Annotated in this window: 8 protein-coding genes; all 8 read left to right on the top strand. The window is 40.1% G+C overall.

Translation table 11 applies throughout. The features are described 5' to 3' along the window. Positions 1-38: 38 nt before the first annotated feature. Genes C7D53_RS05570 through C7D53_RS05535 form a run of 8 tightly spaced genes read left to right on the top strand, consistent with a single transcriptional unit; the run spans position 39 to position 18,327 of the window. Entirely contained in the window at positions 39-5,834 is a 5,796-nt protein-coding gene (locus tag C7D53_RS05570; RefSeq protein ID WP_162926094.1) for a non-ribosomal peptide synthetase, read from the top strand. A gap of 30 nt (positions 5,835-5,864) precedes the next feature. Then, the gene (locus C7D53_RS05565) at positions 5,865-6,662 is read left to right on the top strand and encodes a thioesterase II family protein (protein WP_106915369.1); all 798 of its coding nucleotides are present in this window, start codon (positions 5,865-5,867) and stop codon (positions 6,660-6,662) included. A gap of 13 nt (positions 6,663-6,675) precedes the next feature. Further along, complete coding sequence (locus tag C7D53_RS05560) at positions 6,676-10,245, top strand: amino acid adenylation domain-containing protein (RefSeq protein ID WP_106915368.1); 3,570 nt, start codon at positions 6,676-6,678, stop codon at positions 10,243-10,245. 2 nt (positions 10,246-10,247) lie between these two features. Continuing rightward, a complete protein-coding gene (locus C7D53_RS05555) occupies positions 10,248-11,345 on the top strand; it encodes a saccharopine dehydrogenase NADP-binding domain-containing protein (RefSeq protein ID WP_106915367.1) in 1,098 nt (365 codons plus the stop codon). A gap of 12 nt (positions 11,346-11,357) precedes the next feature. After that, a complete protein-coding gene (locus C7D53_RS05550; RefSeq protein WP_106915366.1) occupies positions 11,358-12,482 on the top strand; it encodes a Gfo/Idh/MocA family oxidoreductase in 1,125 nt (374 codons plus the stop codon). A 21-nt stretch (positions 12,483-12,503) separates the two neighbouring features. Further along, positions 12,504-16,916, top strand: a complete 4,413-nt coding sequence (locus tag C7D53_RS05545) for a non-ribosomal peptide synthetase (protein ID WP_106915365.1) — start codon at positions 12,504-12,506, stop codon at positions 16,914-16,916. Positions 16,917-16,928: 12 nt separating this feature from the next. After that, the gene (locus C7D53_RS05540) at positions 16,929-17,606 is read left to right on the top strand and encodes an HAD family hydrolase (RefSeq protein ID WP_106915364.1); all 678 of its coding nucleotides are present in this window, start codon (positions 16,929-16,931) and stop codon (positions 17,604-17,606) included. A gap of 1 nt (position 17,607) precedes the next feature. Further along, positions 17,608-18,327, top strand: coding sequence for a 4'-phosphopantetheinyl transferase family protein (locus C7D53_RS05535; protein ID WP_106915363.1), 720 nt, complete (start codon positions 17,608-17,610; stop codon positions 18,325-18,327). Positions 18,328-18,434 lie beyond the last annotated feature (107 nt).

Genomic DNA, 18,434 nt, shown 5'->3' with positions numbered 1-18,434 from the left:
ACAATATTGAGAAAAAAGATAACATTTAAAACTATTTTGTGATAACTATAGAACAAGAATCTCCACAAGTAACACTAAAAAGTGTGTCAGAAGCTTTTGAATACCTTCAAAAGAACCTGATGGAAGAATTAAAGCTCGATGAAGATGAGCTGGAAGAACTTGAAAACGATGAAAATCTGTTTACCATAGGATTGGACTCTATTGCAATGGCTGACCTTACAGGACGCTGGAAGAAAGAACTGGGAATAGAAGTAAGAAGTACGGACTTTTTGAGAGAACCTACCTTGCAAAGCTGGGCAGAATTTATTTTTGAACAAATCAATGAACAGCAGCTTACTTCCAATGAGAATACAACCTTGAATTTATATAAAAATGATGAAGATTCACGGTATGAAAATTTTAAACTAAGCGATATACAAAACGCTTATGTAGTAGGTCGAAATGCAGAACTACCCTGGGGCGGGATAAGCTGTTACGGATATTTTGAAATGAATACCAAAAATCTGGATACAATTGCCTTACAGCTTGCCGTAAATGACTTGATCAAGAGACATGAAATGCTCCGGGTAAGGGTTGATGAAAACGGTTTCCAGAAAATTATTCCAGAAATGAATTATATCATTCCTCTACACAGAAGCAATGAAAGTAAGGATCTTCAGAAGCACCTTACTGATATCCGTGAACAGATGGAAAGCCAGATTATTCCACTGAATCAGCCTTTATTTGATCTGCAGGTAAGTGAAATGGAAATGGGAGAATGGCGAATTCACTTTGGAATGGACTTTATTGCCAGCGACGCATTGAGTCTGCGCTTGTTCTGGAGAGATTTATCACTCTTATATTCTGAGCGATTAAAAAATTCTGCTCCTCAGGAAGCTCTTCCTGAAATCAAAGCTTCTTTCCGTGATTACCTTCAGTATATCGAATTGAGAAAAAAATCTGACCGATACGAAGAAGACAAGGCCTATTGGCAAAACAGGATGAACAGCTTATCTCCTCCTCCCCAGTTACCGCTAAAAAAGCAGATCAGTGCTTTTGGACATACCGCAAAAGAATTTGCCCACTTTGAACAAACTTTAAAAAAAGAAAAATGGGAAAAATTCTGTAGGCATGCGGCACAGAAGAAACTAACTCCTACGGCAGCCTTAATGAGTATTTTCTCAGAGGTATTATCTGCCTGGGGTGCCGGACAACAATTCGGATTAATGCTTACGGTCTTTGAGCGAGATCCCGTTCATCCGGATATTGATAAAGTCATCGGTGATTTTACCCATTTGTCACTCTTAAGCATCAGCTGCACTCAACGAAGTATAGAAGAGAATGCACAGGCATTACAGTGGCAAATGCAGGAAGACCTGGAACACAAAACGTATTCCGCTGTTGAGGTTGTAAAAGAGCTTAACCGCATGAACCCTTCTGCTGATCTGTTTTATCCTGTTGTATTTACCAGTGCTTTAGGGCTAAACAAAGATGGACATGATTTGGGTGATCCATCCATGTTTGGGGAAGTAGGCTATTCGTCTTCTCAAACTCCACAGGTTTGGCTAGACTCTCAGGTCATGACTAAAAACGGCGATATGGTAGTGGCTTGGGATGCTTTAAACACGATATTCCCAGATGGATTGGTTGCCTCAATGTTTGAAACCTATACCCAAATGATTGAAAATGCAGTGCAGGATATTTCTTTCTGGGAAACAACATTAGGTGATCTGAGAACTCATGATGAGCGTGAAATCCAAAGATCAGCCAACCAAACTCAATATGATTATCCGAAACTTTTACTCCATGAACAAATTCTGGAATATTCTAAAAAAAATCCTGAAAGAGAAGCAATTGTTTTCAAAGAACATACTTATTCTTACAAGGAATTAATTGAAAAAGCCAATCATATTTCGGCATTATTACAGCGTAATCATATTCAAAAAGGAGCCAGAATTGTAGTTCAGATGCAAAAATCCTTTGAATCTATTGCTATTATTCTCGGTATTGTTCAATATGGAGCCTCTTATATTCCGATGTCGCATAACAATCCTGAAATCAGAACCGTTGAAATTATTCAGCAGGCAGAAGCACAGGGTTTTATCACGGATCAGGAATTTGATATCAAAGAACTGCAAACCGATAATTTCTTTCACCTTAAACATCATGACATTACTTGGGACTTTCTTGATTTTGAACAACCTGCTAGCCAACAGGAAGATGTTGCTTATATTATCTTCACATCAGGATCTACAGGAAAACCTAAGGGCGTAGTCATTACCCACGAAGCGGCTGTAAATACTATTTTAGATGTGAACAAGCGCTTTGAAATAAACGAGCATGATACCGTATTGGGACTATCAGCCTATAGCTTTGATTTATCAGTATATGACATCTTTGGAGTATTGGGAACAGGCGGAAAACTAATTGTTCCCACGGAAGAAGAACGTATTGATCCTATCGCATGGAAATCACTCATTGTGAAGCATCAGGTCACCTTATGGAATTCTGTTCCCGCTTTATTCAATATTTTATTGGATGCTGTTTCAGAAAACAATGACATTACCTTAGAAAAAGTCTTCTTATCAGGGGACTGGATTCCGCTTTCTACTTTTGAACGGATGAAAAAACTGCTTCCAAAGGCTAATCTGGTAAGCATGGGTGGTGCTACAGAAGCATCCATCTGGTCGAATTATTATGAAGTGCAAGAGATTAAAGAAGACTGGACCTCCATCCCCTATGGTTATCCCTTATCTAACCAGCAATTTTATGTGTTGGATGAATCAGGCCGCCCATGTCCTGCGTTTGTAAAGGGAAAATTACATATTGCCGGAAAAGGTCTCGCAGTAGAATATTGGAGACGTGAAGACTTAACCCAAAAAGCCTTTTATATACATCCTACCCTGAATATCAGGCTGTACGATACAGGAGACTATGGTCAATATATAGAGGATGGAATGATTGAATTTCTGGGACGAAAAGATGACCAGCTGAAAATCAATGGATACCGTATTGAAATTGCAGAAATTCAAATGGCATTTCAACAATGCAACCCAGTACTAGACCCTGTTATTTTACCCATTGGCGAAAAAGCAGCCCACAAAAAACTGGTAGCTTATGTGAAATCAAGCGAAGATACTTTTTCGGAATCTGAATTGAAAAAACAGCTGGCAAAATATCTCCCACCCTACTTTATTCCGGATAGTATTATTGCTTTACCTCATTATCCCGTAACAGCCAATGGAAAGATTGACCGAAATAAACTTATCCAACAGGCTGCGGAACAAACCTCATCCCGATCCGAAAAACCTGATGCAAGAAAACAGGCAATAAATTCAAAAAACGGAAGCATACATCCTGTACTGAAAGTCGTTCGGGAAGTATTTGATCTGCCGGAATTGAATGAAACGGATCAGTTCAGTGAGCTTGGTGTTTCTTCCATGGATATTATCCGTCTAGCGAACCAGCTGGAAACCCATTTTCTGGATCGTCCTACCGTAGGGGACATGGTAAGATTAAGTTCAGTAGAAGAGCTTATTGGGTATTATCTGGAAAAAAATATTCAGTTTGAAGAATTGGAAGAGACCGGTACCCATTCTGTTCCGCCTCAGTTCCTTCTTTATACCGCTGAACAAATGAAATACCTTAATGATTTGCGTTTCATCGATCAGTTAGAAAAAAGACAATCTTATAAGAAAAGTCGTATCGCACAACGTAAAGATCTTGGTACAGACAATCGTATTTCATTAGCTGATGCCCAAACACAGGATGCATACAGTGTGTGGAGAAAAAGCTATCGAAGTTTCATGGACAGAGCCATTTCGTTCGAAGAATTTAAAAACTATTTAAATCTTTGTTCTGCTCAGGCTATGGATCAAAATGCAAGGTTTAATTATGCTTCTTCAGGAGGAATATATCCTGTACAGATCTACATAACGGTCTTTAAAGATAAAGTAGAAAATATCCGGGAAGGGTATTACTACTTTGATCCATACAGCCAGGAACTGGTATTGATTTCCGATGAAAATGTCATTTCACCAACGCAGCTTAATTTTAACCATGACTGGCTTGATCAGGGAGCTTTTGCAGTACATCTGATCGCAGATATGGAAGCCGTTTATCCTATTTATAATAAAGAATCCCTGCGATTCTCTATGCTGGAAGCTGGCTTCATTTCTCAGCTGCTGGAAGCAGATGGTGCCCGTTATAATATAGGAGCCTGTCAGCTGGGAGGGTATGATTTTGAAAAGATCAGAGCCAACTTAAACCTTTCTGTACAACATTTTTACCTGAATACACTTATTGCCGGAGCCATAGACTTTCAATCCGAAAAAGCAGCAATGCAGACAGAGCGAGAATCATTTGAATGGCAAAAACATACAGATACCCTGCAATCATTAATCAATAGCTGTGATCAAAAAGAAGTAAAACTTTGGGTGGAAGAAGATAAATTAAAGTTCAAAGCCCCTGAAGGAGCACTTTCTCCCGAATTGCTTGAACAATTAAAAGCAAACAAAACTTACCTCATCGCTTATTTACAATCTGAAACCTTTCAACTGCATCAAAAACAATATGAACAATTTGCTCTGACCCCTATTCAGGCCGCATTTTTAATGGGCAGGGATAATACTTTTGAGCTGGGAAATGTTGGATCACATTATTACAGTGAACTGAAATGGGCACACCTTGATGTTGAAAAACTGGAAAAAGTAGTCAATCACGTTATCGGATTGCATGATGCCTTGAGGACGGTCATTTATGAGAATGGTACCCAAGCTGTTTTGCCACAGCAGCCCTATTATCAGATTAAAATATCCGATGAATTGCCAGAAACCATCAGAACAGAACGTTCTCACCACAAATATCCTCTGGGGCAATGGCCAATGTTCCATTTTGAAGTAAGTAAAGCCCATTCTGCAGAAACCATTTTGCACTTAAGCGTTGATCTTCTTTTACTGGATGCCTGGAGTGCCGATCTTCTGATGAAAGAAATTATTAAAGCCTATCAGGGTCAAAAAGTGCAAAAACCAGGGTACACCGTTAAACAATATATCACCGACGAGAAAAAATGGCATCTGGAACATCAACAGTTTATACAAAAGGCAGAAGACTATTGGGAATCTAAACTAAAAGATATTCCTGCGGGACCTGCACTACCCTTTATAAAACCGCTTTCTGAGATTGAAAATCCTCAATTCAGAAGATATACGTTTGCCGTATCAGATAAAGCCATTGAGGCATTAACTAAAAAAGCAGGGCAATACAATCTTAGCGCTACAGCGGTATTCGCAACCATTTTTTCAAAACTCCTGTCTCATTGGAGTGGCGGAAAAGCACTCACTTTAAATATGACTCTTTTCAACCGATTAGGACTTCACCCCGATGTTAACGAAATCATGGGTGACTTTACTAATGTGGCATTAATCTCCTATTTCCCTGAAAATGAAACAAATTTCTTACACGAAGCCAACGCTATTCAGGAGCAAATATGGCAGGCAGTAGAACACAGGGCCAAAAATGGCTTGGAAGTATTACGGGCTTTAAACAAAAACAATCCCGGAAAGGCAGTGATGCCTGTAGTATACACCAGTTTGCTAAGCAGCGAGTCCGCAGACACGGAAAACAATTTCTTCCCGAAAGGAGTGAAAGAAGTGTATGCCGTAAGCCAAACACCACAGGTGGTTATTGACCATCAAATCTATCGCAGAGGAGATGAATACCTGATCAACTGGGATGTGGTGGAAGAAGCTTTTGACCTGAAGCAGCTCGAAGAAATAGTATTACTCTATGAAACATGGGTACATCGGATTGTGAACGCCGAAAACTGGGAAATTCAGCTTAGTATAGATTCATAAAAACAAATTAAAACTACAGATTAAAACTATATGGACATTCTACAAAAATGGTTTCCTTTTAACCATAGAAAAATACGTGAGGAAAATGAAAATAAGAATGCGTTCCACTCTTCAGAAGAGCGCATTCAGGTATTTTGTTTTCCCTCAGCAGGCAGTGGGGCCAGCTTGTACAGAGCTTGGTGTAATACTGCCAATAACAGAGATATAGACTTCATCCCGGTTGAAATTCCGGGACGGGGTAACCACATTACATCACCAGCAGCGGCATCCATTGATGAACTCGTAGATGCGTTTTTATCGATTTTTCCAAAGGTAGTACGCTCTCCTTATATCATTTACGGGCATAGCTTTGGTGCAGCAGTAGCTTTCCAGGTTGCTTATACTTTGCAGGAAAGAGGTTTTCAACTACCTGAAAAACTTATCGTAGCCGGACGCCATGCTCCTCATATGAAAGATCCGAATCCCATGAGCAGTGCCAGCACCGATGCAGATATTATTGAAGAAATCAAAAAAATGGGCGGCACCCCGGACGCTATATTGAACCATCCTGAAATGTTACAGTTTACTCTTTCCCAACTCAGAGGAGACTTACGCACTCATGAATCCTTACGATATACAGGACAAAAACTTCAGATTCCAATTGAAGCCCATTGTGCTACACAGGATGATGCCAATAAAGAAATCGTAGAATATTGGAAAGAAGTCACCGCAGATGAATTTCAGATCAAGGAGTTTGAAGGCCATCACTTTTTTATTCAGGCATTGGGTGACCTCTATCTGAACTCCCTACTGGATACCATTACCCAAACAAAAAAATCACTCTCTTAAATTATTATGATTCATGACAAAGGATTCAATTCACTATAAAACAACATCCCAGATTATCCATGACGCTACTTGGCATATGGAAAATGTTCATATTTCACCGGAAAGATGGAAGATGATTCTGGATCAATCAAAAAAGCATGATTTACAGCCGGAAACCGTATTGGTTTTTGCTGCAGCACTTTCTTTAACAACCTGGCTTGATCTTCCCGATCAGGAAGCAGGCGAACAGATGAATATCATTAGTAAAAATGATTTTACATCTATTTTACTCAATCCCGTTGCCGAAAATATCGAATGGGATCAAAGTTTCCTGAAGTATTGTACCGATCTACGTGATTCTTTGGCTTCAGATCCCAATAAATCGACAGACTTGTTAGGCAATACATTTTCAGTGATTCTTCACAATGATTCATCAGATTTTAATATTCCCACAATAACATCTTCTGTTCTTATCATAATTACAGTTGCTGAAGACATACAAATCAAATGGTATGTTAATTCCGGATTTTTAAGTGAAGAAAAAGTAAAATCTCTGGCAGAAACTCACAATTGCCTGCTGAACTGGTCGTCACAGGAAAACTGGACTCAGCCTTTACCGGATCTTCTGAACCAACAGGAAAGAACAATTAGAAATGAAGTCAATCAGACTTTAACAGAGATTCAACCGAAACTTATTCATCAGGCTTTTTTCCAGCATGCTTCAAAACATCCTGAGGATACTGCCTTGTATTGGGAGGAAGATCAATCTTTCCAGATGAGCTACGGAGAACTCGCCAATAAGGCCTTGAAGCTTTCCGCAATTTTGGGAACCAACGGAACAAAACCGGACTATCGGGCAGCTATTGTATTACCAAAAGGTTCATCTCAAATCATTGCTGTGATGGGGATTCTAGGAAGTGGAGCATTGTATATTCCGGTAGGTGTAGAACAACCCGCAGGCCGTCAGGAAAAAATCTTTAAAAAAGCAGGTGTACAATTTATTGTTACTGACTCTTCAACTCTTTCTGATTTTCCTCATCTTAAAAATTTAGCACAGGAACAGCACATTACCATCATCAATATGGATGAACTCTCTGAGATAATTCCTTTGGAGGCTCCTGTCAATTCAGGTGTAGATCAATTGGCTTACATTATTTTCACTTCTGGATCTACAGGTGAGCCCAAAGGAGTAGAAATCACCCATTCTGCAGCTTGGAATACTATTCAGGATATCAATACAAAATTTAATATTACTGCTTCAGATCGAGCCTTAGCAATATCTGCCCTTGATTTCGACCTGTCTGTTTATGATATTTTCGGATTGCTGGCAGTAGGTGGATCATTAGTATTGATTCGTGAGGAAGAACGAAAAGAAGCTTTACTATGGGTAAATTTAGTTGAAAAATATAAAGTAACAGTCTGGAATTCAGTTCCGGCACTCTTTGACATGTTGCTTTTAAGTTCTTCAGCAGAAAATGACTTATCAAGCCTCCGTCTGGTATTAGTATCAGGAGATTGGGTAGGATTAGATTTAAAAGAGAGAATGCAGGAAAAATCAGAAAACGGTCAACTTGTTGCCCTTGGTGGTGCTACAGAAGCCTCTATTTGGTCTAATTTTTTTCCTGTGAAAGAGATTCAGCCGAACTGGAAATCAATTCCATACGGGAAACCCCTGGCCAACCAGAAATACAGAGTAGTGAACCATTTAGGCATGGATTGTCCGGATGGCATTACCGGAGAATTGTGGATCGGCGGAAAAGGAGTTGCTACAGGCTATACCAACAATGAAGAGCTTACCCATAGCCGTTTTGTTACTGCTCACGGAGAAAAATGGTATCGCACGGGTGATCTCGGACGTTACTGGCCGGATGGTAATCTGGAATTCTTAGGCCGCATTGATCATCAGGTAAAGGTGAACGGTTTCAGAATAGAACTCGGAGAAATAGAATCCGCTCTGAAAAGTTTTCCGGGCGTGACCCAGGCTACAGCAGCAGTGATTTCCATTAACAAGTCTGCTCATTTGGTGGCAGGAATTGTGGGAGAAAAAGTGACTGGAAGTGATGAGACTGATGATCTCCCGACAACCCCCTCTCCTATTGCCCAAACTGAATATGAGCTTCAAAAGCAGGTAGTCGCCAATTTTTTATATGAATTATTAAATCTATCTGACCATACGGTAAAAGCTACCGTCAATGATTCTGACCTTCTACTTTCAAAACAACCATTATCAGATCAGATCACACAATTAAAATCTGTACTCATTAAAGAAACAGGTATTGCTTCTGAACAATCTCCAATATTGGATATGTGGCTGAACTGGTTGCTTGAAGAAAATATTTTAATGGAAAAAGAAGACCAGCTTCTATTTGCTGAACTCAATCCCATCAATTCCGATGATTCTTTCCTGAACACTTTCAGAGAAAAGCTTAATGAACGAAAATCCTTGCTCCGTCAAATCCTTTCGAATGTTATTCCCTCCGTTTCTTTACTGGATGATGAACTTTTATCACCTGAAATACTAAGCACCCATGATAAAAGTACTTTGAAGGGAATTGAATGTATTGCCGAAAAAATAAATCAGGCAGCTGTCCAATCTGAAAAAAAGATGAAAATAGCTATACTGGGAGGACGCACAGGGATTTTAACTGAAAAGTTACTTCATGCCACTCAGAAAAGTGATATTGAATATTCTGTAATTGATGAAGGCCGTGCCATGGTACGCAGCTGTACCGACAGATTGTCTAAAGCAGGATATCAGGTGAACGGAATTGAACTGAAACACAATCAGGTTCCTGAGGAATACTGGTATCATTTTGATTTTGTAGTGGCTATTAATACACTTCACCGCTTCCCTCAACCGGATCAGGGAGTATTTATCAGCAACTTACTTTTAAATAACGGAGGAAGACTTTTAGCTATTGAAGCCGGATTACTGATGCCGATTGCTTTGATAAGCTCAGGAGTTATTGATCGTGGATTCCAACATTTTGATCTGCAACGAAGAGAAATATTCAGTCCGATGTTAAATAAAGCATCCTGGAAGAACTATTTTCTGAAAACAGGCTTTGCAAAAGTGCTTGCCGAAGAAATTGAAGATTCCTTCACCATTGTATATGATAGTTATTGTCCGGAAAACCGGCCTCAATTAAAGGAAACGCAGATACTTTCTCATATTCAGACATTATTGCCCCCCCACATGATCCCCGAAAAACTGGTTATTCTTCCGTGGATGCCATTGAGTACCAATGGAAAAATAGACCGAAAATCATTTACAGAACTGGTAAAAACCATGATAGAAGCAGATGTTCGTAAAAGTGCGGAAGATTTTGAAAAACCAACAGGAACAATGGAAGAAAAAATTGCTGAGATCTGGAAAGAACTTCTCGCATTGGAAGCCATAGGAAGAAATGATGTGTTCTTTGAAATAGGCGGAGACAGCTTATCTGCTACCCGCTTTCTCACAGAAGTGAAGAAAAAATTTGAAGTGAATCTCTCTCTGAGAGAATTATTTGGAGCGACTTTAAAAGATGTTGCCGCTAAAGTGCAAATAGAACACGTAAAGCTGCAACAGGAATTGGAAACCATGGAAATAGGAGAAATTTAATTATGATAGGAATAATAGGAGGATATGGAGAAGTAGGTCATCATGCCTGTCTTACTCTGCAACAATATGGTATTGGCCCTTTAAAAATTGGAGGACGTAACCCCGAAAAAGGAAAAGCAAAACAGTATGATGTATTACCCGAAGCCATCTGGGAAAAGGTAGACGTAGAAAGTGATGAAAGTATTGCCGGCTTTATTGCCGGTTGTGATCTGATATTAAACTGTGCTGCCCCATCCCATCGCTACTCCAGACGTATTGCCAAAATATGTTTACAGCATCATGTCAATATGGTAGATGCAGGAATAGACAATGATTATCACAGCAATCCATTAGATACCGGTGACAATATCATTGTTTATGCGGCTGGCGCTACACCGGGATTTTCAGGGTTGTTTCCGATATGGTTTGGGAAACAGTTTGACAAAGTTCATTCACTGCTTAGCTATTACGGTACTTCAGGGCAACTTTCAAAAGCCGGCGCAGAAGATTATCTGGAAGGCTCATTACATTCCAACAACGTTCCCCGTGCTGCATGGAGAAACGGTATTGTCCCGAATGTTTTATCACGAAAAAGCGGAGTTGAACTTCCTTTCTTCCCCGGAGAAGTCACCTTATTTCCTTTGTTTGATGATGAAACTCAGCTGGTAGCCCAAAGACTTTCCCTAGAAAATGGAGAATGGTATGCCGCCGTGGAGGGAGAAAAATCAATAGCAGCCCTTGACAGTGCCAGCTTTGAGTACAAAGCAAACCCCAAAGCCATGATTGAAAAACTATGCTTTGCGGTAGAAATGGATACCCTAGGCAGAAGCCCCTATTTCATTCTTATGGTTCAGCTAACCGGAGAATCAGAAGGTCGGGAAAAAACACAGACCGCAGTGTATGAGGTAGGAAAAATCATTCCTTTCTGTGGAAAAATGGCAGCGATTATTGTAAAAGCAGTACTGGACGGTAAGATAAAACCAGGATTACATCACGCTGCTTCTATTGATGATATCAATTATGTAATGGATCATCTGGAAAAAACCGATTCCACACACAGTATCCAGATCATTGACCACTCTATCGAAGAACTTTCTGTAGAGGAAGAAGGAACATTATAAAAACTAAAAAAAATGAACACGATCAAAAAATATAAATCAGGGAAAATAAGAACGGTAGTCATAGGCTCTACTTTCGGACAGTTTTATCTGGAAGCGCTCAGTAACCTGTCTGAGGACTTTGAGATCAAAGCTTTGATAGCCGGTGGCAGTGAACGTTCAAAAAAATGTGCAGAGGCATATGGGATACCTCTTTTAAACAATATTTCAGAAATAAATCCTGATGAAGTAGACCTGGCCTGCATTATTCTCCGTTCAGGAGTTATGGGCGGAAAAGGAACCGAATTTGCCCTTTACTGCATGGAAAAAGGAATCCATGTAATACAAGAGCACCCCATTCACCACAATGATCTCGCAACCTGTTTACGGGCAGCTAAATCAAACAATGTACACTTTATTACAGGTAACCTGTATGTTCATCTCCCTGCTTTTAAAAGGTTTTCCAAAGTCGCACAGCATCTTTTTGAAACAAAAAAGGTAGCCTATATCGATATAGCATTGGCCACTCAGGTATCATTTCCGTTGGTGCAGATGATGATTGATCTTCTGCCCAACCCGAGACCTCTGAACATTCATCATGTATTAAAAGATTCAGGCCCATTTCAGGTACTTACCGGTGAATGGGGAGGTTTACCCCTTACCCTTAGGGCCCATAATGAAGTCAATCCAAACGACCCCGATAACCATCAGCATTTATTGCATACCATTTCTATAGGATGTTCCGGAGGGACTTTATCTCTCACCGATACCCACGGACCTGTTGTTTGGAAAGCCCAGCTTCACATTCCGCATAATGAATTGTTGAGAAACGTCTCTGCCGAAAATCATCTGAATGAAAAAAGCACAATGGTTTTAGGACCTGAGTTTCCGCCTACCTATCAGGAAATTCTTCAAAAACAATGGCCAAGAGCTATTGGCAAGGACCTTCAGGCGATGAAAAGCTTCATCACAGGCGACAAAAAACCTGAGCAAAGAGCTCATCTGGAATTATTATGCACCCGATTATGGCATGACCTGACACATGCATTAGGATCCCCAACATTAAGACCGGAAGCATCGTATGAGCAGATTGAAATAAGCAAACTTATAGAGCTTGCAAACCATATTCCAGCCGAACCGGAAGAAATAAGCGTCTCTTAATCGGCTTTAGAATCAAATAATATGAATAACCCTATGACAACTTATATAGAATCCGTTGATGTTCAGGAGCTGATGAACAACATGCGTAAAAAGAAAATTCAGCTTTGGACCGAAGACGGAAAATTAAAATTCAAAGCTCCCAAAGGAGTATTGGAACCTAGCGACCTTGAGCAGCTCAAGGAAAATAAAATTAAAATATTAGACTTTCTTGAATCTGAAAATAAAACCATTACCATTCAGAATGATCTGCCGAACCGCTATAAACCGTTTCCCCTTACCGATGTGCAGTCAGCATATCTTCTGGGAAGAAATCCAGGATTCAGATATGGAGGAGTAGCCTGCCATCTTTATATGGAATTAAAATACAATACATTAGACCATGAGCTTGTAGAAAACATATGGAACAGATTGATTCAAAGGCATGAAATGTTACGGGCTACCGTGAGCAATCAGGGGTTCCAGAGCATTCAACAGGAAACCCCTCCTTTCAAGGTAAGCCATCAGGATGTTTCCTCATTAGCCATTCAGGAACAAGCCTTTGTTTTGGAGGAAGTTCGGGGACAGATGAGCCATCGTGTTTATGATACTGAACAATGGCCTTTATTTGATATTGCTGTAACAACCACACAATCTGAGCAGAAAAAAGAGTCCGTCCTTCATTTTTCGATGGAATTTCTTATTGCGGACTGGATCAGTATGTGGATGCTGATGGCAGAATTTGAAAAGCTTTATTTCAATCCTGATATTCAGCTTTCACCATTCAATCTTAGTTTCAGAGATTATGCCATTGCAGAAAGAGGTATACGGGAAACCCCAGCCTATGCCAAAGACCGAAACTATTGGCTGAACCGTGTAGAAACATTACCAGCAGGCCCTTCTCTGCCTGTGTCCCGCAGAGAAAACACCTCATCCAACCACTTTACAAGAAACAGTACGCTCATCGAAAAAAAGAAATGGGAAAGCTTTAAAGCAACGGCCAATTCGCATGGCATTACTCCTACTTCCGCAGTAGCTGCAGTCTATGCTTCCGTACTGGAACGCTGGAGCGAAACGGCTCATTTCTGTCTCAACCTTACCGTATTAAACCGTATGCCTCTTCATCCTGAGGTTCATCAGATTGTGGGTGACTTTACTTCGGTTAGTTTGCTTGAAGTAGATTACAGAGAACCCCAAATATTCAGTGAAATGGCAAAAAACATGAATATTCAGCTTTTTGACGACCTTGATCATCCTTTGTTTACAGGTGTTGAGGTGCTTCGTGAAATGACAAAAAAACAACAGAACGGAAGAGTACTTTTACCCGTTGTACTAACAAGCGCCATCGGGTTATTGGATACCGGTGAAGAAGCCGGATTAAAAGGACAAATCGGTGATTATAACATCAGCCAGACTCCACAGGTATTCATTGACTGCCAGGTTGTAGATACCGCACAGGGACTTTCTGTTAACTGGGATACCCGTGACGGAATTTTCCCGGAACATATGGTCAACGATATGTTTTCAACCTTTGAAAACCTACTCAACGAGCTATCAGATCATTCTGAATCATGGCATAAAAAAGAGCTTGTCATTTTACCGCCAAGACACCAGCAGGAAAGAGACCAGCTCAATCATGAACCTGCAGCACTGCCGAAAGCATTACTTCATGAACCTGTCATCAGGAATTTCAAAACTTTAGCGGACAAAATCGCCATTGTTGATCAGTATGGTTCATTTACCTATAAAGATATAGAGCAAAAAGCAGCTGCTATTGCTTTACAATTAAAACAACTGGGTTGTGGAGAACAGGATAAAGTAGCCATTACCCTTCCTAAATCCCACCATCAGGTCACCTCAGTATTGGCGGTACTTGCATTAGGAGGGGTATATGTTCCGATAGACCTCAATCAACCTGTTGACAGGCGAACAAAAATTATTAAAAATGCAGGGATCAAGTATGTTCTGACTTCAGATGAAATCACTCAGCAAGGATACGGAGTGGAAAAAAATGTACATATTATTGCTGTAGATACCTTACAAAATAGCAAAGAAGCCCATTTTGAAAAAATTTCTGCAAACATACAGAAAGATCACAATGCACCGGCCTATGTCATCTATACTTCAGGATCTACCGGTGAACCTAAGGGAGTTGTCATTTCCCATTTGGGAGCTATGAATACGATTGAAGACCTCAACAGACGTTTCAACATTCATGAAAAAGACAGCGTTCTTGCTTTATCACAACTCGGTTTTGATCTATCTGTGTATGATATTTTTGGATTGCTTGGGCTTGGCGGAACCATTATCTACCCTCACCCTGATCGTCAGCGAGATCCCTCCCACTGGCTGGAACTGATGCAAAACCATCACATCACAGTATGGAATACCGCTCCTGCCCTTATGCAGATGTTTGTTAATTTTCTGGAAACTGAAAAACAGGAAATCAGCAGTTCTCTAAGTCATTTCAGACTGGCATTATTATCAGGAGACTGGATTCCTTTGAACCTTCCCGATACCCTGAAACAGTTGGTTCCATCTGTACAACTCATAAGCCTGGGTGGTGCTACTGAAGCCTCTATTTGGTCCAATTTCCATATCTACAATGGCCTGCAGCCGGATTGGAACAGTATACCCTACGGAAGGCCGCTTTCCAACCAGGGATTCCGTATTTTGGATGAACAGATGAGAGATTGTCCGGAATGGAAGTCTGGAGATCTATTTATCACAGGTTCAGGGCTTGCACTGGAATATTTCAATGACCTTGATCTTACCCGTGAACGTTTTTTCCCACATCCCTCAGATGGAGAAAGGATGTACAAAACCGGAGATTTGGGCAGATATACTCCTGGAGGTGAAATTGAATTTTTAGGAAGAAAGGACAAACAGATTAAAATAAGAGGTCACCGTATTGAATTAGGAGAAATTGAATCTGCTTTAACCTTGCATCCGAATGTTTCCAATGCAGTGGTGATTGCAAAAAGCAATACCGAAAACAATAAAATTAAAACCTTATTCGGTTTTATCGTTCTCACAGGAAATCGATCTGATACAGACCTCACTTCCGCAATATTACAGTTTTTAGGTAAAAAATTACCATCCTATATGGTTCCTTCCCATCTTCAGGTTCTTGATAAAATTCCGGTAACCGTAAACGGTAAGGTCGATGTCAAAAAGCTGGAAGAGTTGTGTATGATTGATACAGGCAAAACCACCACAGGCATTCAGGATTTCAAAGATGAACTTGAAAAAACGATTCATGATTTATGGTGCAGCTCTCTTGGTCTTGATTATATTGACAAGCAGCAGAACCTTAATGACTTTGGTGCGGATTCTCTGATATCCGCACAAATGGCGGGAAAACTAAGAGATATTTTCGTTGAAAAAGGTCAAAATAATCTGACTTTTGATCTGATTCTAAGACAAATCCTTACTTCTCCTACCATTGCAGATCTTGCAGATTTCTTTAGAGATCAGGAAAACAATGCAGGAGTTCAGAAAAAAACTGAAGAAATTAAAAAAATAACCCGTATTGGAACACTTACCCATTTTGGAGGGGATCCCTCAGGAACACATCGTATCATTCTTCACGCCGGTGGTGGTACTTTGGAAAGGTATAAACATCTGATCCGCGAAATGGTCAATCAAAATTCGGGGGCGGTATATGGAATTTCAGTCGGGGATTTTGATGCCTATTGCGCAATAGACAGCGACCAACTAGTGGAGCGTATTGCCGATGATTATTGCGTATCCATTATTGAGAATGGAGCGAAAAAGGTACAGCTAATTGGTTATTCCATCGGAAGTATGATTGCTGTGGAAATGGCGAGAAGACTTAGCGAAAAAGGCATTGAAGTGGTAGATCTCTGTATTATAGATGCCATCCGTGTTCCGTTCAAGGTATACGATGACCTGTTTGTGGAATTCCGCTTCCTCCCAAATTTAGGGATTACTCCGGCAGATGCAGGTTTTGGGGAGATGAACGGGAAATTATTCATGAACTGGGTAACCCATACCTTGCAGGAAAATAAGAACGAGCTACCTGAAGGAGCTATTTTTAACTTACAGGGCAGCGAAGAGTTAGCTCAGGTAAGTTCAGTTTTCAACAACATGAAAGAAGTCAACCAGTCCGAAAGGTTTGATGCGTATCTTGATGCCATGAAGCGTTTATCCGGACGTGAAATGCCTAAAGAACTACTGGAAAGAACCTACCATACATTTGCCCAAAACTTTAAAGCTTCCCGATTTGTTTCTCCGCCTTATTTTGGGGATATCCGATATTTTAAAGCTAAAGACCAGCGTACAACAACGGCAACAGGCATCAATGATGACATCGTAGAACTGTGGTCTGAAATAAGTCTTGGAACACTTCAGGTTACAGATATTGAAGGAGATCATTTGGGTTGTGTAGGTGAAGAATATGCTCCGGATCTGGCAGCCCATTTAAGTAAATTTTAGAACGATAACAGAATGAAAAACTTACCTGAAAATTTGCATGCTGCCTATTTTGATGTGGATGGCACATTAGCCAAAAGCAATATTGTAGAACCTTTGTTATACATTAAAAAGCAGGTTATGCCTCCTTCCAGATATAATTTTTGGAAAATGATGCTTCCCGCTCGTTTCATGTATTGGACGATCCTTGATAAGATCAGCCGTGAAAGGTCAACAGCTTCCATCTATAGGCAGTACAAAGGTATTTCTGTAGAGAAAATGAATGTATGGAAAACCCAATGTTATCAGGAAAAATATAAGAGTAAACTATTCCCGAATGCGCTTGACACTGTCAGCGCATTGAGGGAACAGGGAGTCCGGATTGTTTTAGTCTCAGGTTCTTTAGATCTATTTTTACAGCCACTAGCCGAAGAATTAGGTGCAGAATTAATGGCATCCCGTCTGGAAACAAAAGACGGAATCTACACAGGAGAACTCGAGGGTATTGCTGTTACCGGAAAACGCAAAGCAGAGCTCATCAACGAGCACGCTCATAGTAATGAGTTCAATCTGGAAAACTGTGCTTCTTTCGGAGATTCAAGTGATGATATTCCCATGCTGTATTCAGTAAAATATCCTGTAGCCATTAACCCGGATAGGAAATTGGCTTCGTTTGCTCAAAAAAATGATTGGAATCTTTTAATATGGTCCTAGCATGCATATCTATTGTATACATATTGACAAAGCATTGAATGAAACTGAATTTCAGGAGCTCACCCGGTATGTTTCGCCTGATAAAAAAGCAAAAATCCACAGATTCCGAAAACCAATTGATGCTGCAAGATCATTATTGGGAGATTTGATCATCCGTACCATTCTATGCAAACACTATGGCTTAAAAAACGATGAAATACAGTATGAATATCAGGAGTTCGGTAAGCCTTTTCTTCCCAACCACCCTCATTTTCATTTTAATATTTCGCATTCCGGAGATTGGGTTGTAGGTGTGGTTTCAAACCATCCGATAGGCATTGATATTGAAAAAATAACGGAGGTAAAAGAAGATCTAACTTCATTAGCATTATGTACAGAAGAGCATCAAAAACTTCAAGCCCTTAATGAAATGGATCAGAACCCATTTTTTTTCAAACTCTGGACCCTGAAAGAGAGCTATGTAAAAGCGATAGGAACAGGCTTATCTGAAGGATTAAACACTTTAGAAATTACAATAAACAATGAGAATATAAGAATGAATAAGAATGAAAAACCTGTTCAGGCTTATTTTGAAACCATGGAATTGCAGCAAGGGCATCAACTCTCATTGTGCTCCCTTTCAAAAAATCTTTATAAAGAGATGCAGCTATTTTTGCTAAATGAATTCACAGAGGAAGTACAAAGCTTTTTGAGAATGTCAAAAGCCGAATTAATACCTTAAAATCGTTTTCCATATCTATGAAAAGGGGCTTGAATAGCATTCTCCCCAGGTCACACAAAGCAAACGGCGCCACTTTAAAACAAACGGCGCCGTTTTTTTAATTATTT

Origin of the sequence: Chryseobacterium aurantiacum (assembly GCF_003020585.1) — a bacterium.
Lineage (GTDB): Bacteria > Bacteroidota > Bacteroidia > Flavobacteriales > Weeksellaceae > Chryseobacterium > Chryseobacterium aurantiacum.
Note: the sequence above shows the minus strand (reverse complement) of the source record. Positions and strands in the feature narration are given on the sequence as shown.

What these genes read in the sequence shown, in the direction of transcription:
- C7D53_RS05535 (WP_106915363.1), top strand. Translation starts at nt 17,608, where the DNA reads ATGCATATCTATTGTATACATATTGACAAAGCATTGAATGAAACTGAA.
- C7D53_RS05560 (WP_106915368.1), top strand. Translation starts at nt 6,676, where the DNA reads ATGACAAAGGATTCAATTCACTATAAAACAACATCCCAGATTATCCAT.
- C7D53_RS05565 (WP_106915369.1), top strand. Translation starts at nt 5,865, where the DNA reads ATGGACATTCTACAAAAATGGTTTCCTTTTAACCATAGAAAAATACGT.
- C7D53_RS05550 (WP_106915366.1), top strand. Translation starts at nt 11,358, where the DNA reads ATGAACACGATCAAAAAATATAAATCAGGGAAAATAAGAACGGTAGTC.
- C7D53_RS05545 (WP_106915365.1), top strand. Translation starts at nt 12,504, where the DNA reads ATGAATAACCCTATGACAACTTATATAGAATCCGTTGATGTTCAGGAG.
- C7D53_RS05540 (WP_106915364.1), top strand. Translation starts at nt 16,929, where the DNA reads ATGAAAAACTTACCTGAAAATTTGCATGCTGCCTATTTTGATGTGGAT.
- C7D53_RS05555 (WP_106915367.1), top strand. Translation starts at nt 10,248, where the DNA reads ATGATAGGAATAATAGGAGGATATGGAGAAGTAGGTCATCATGCCTGT.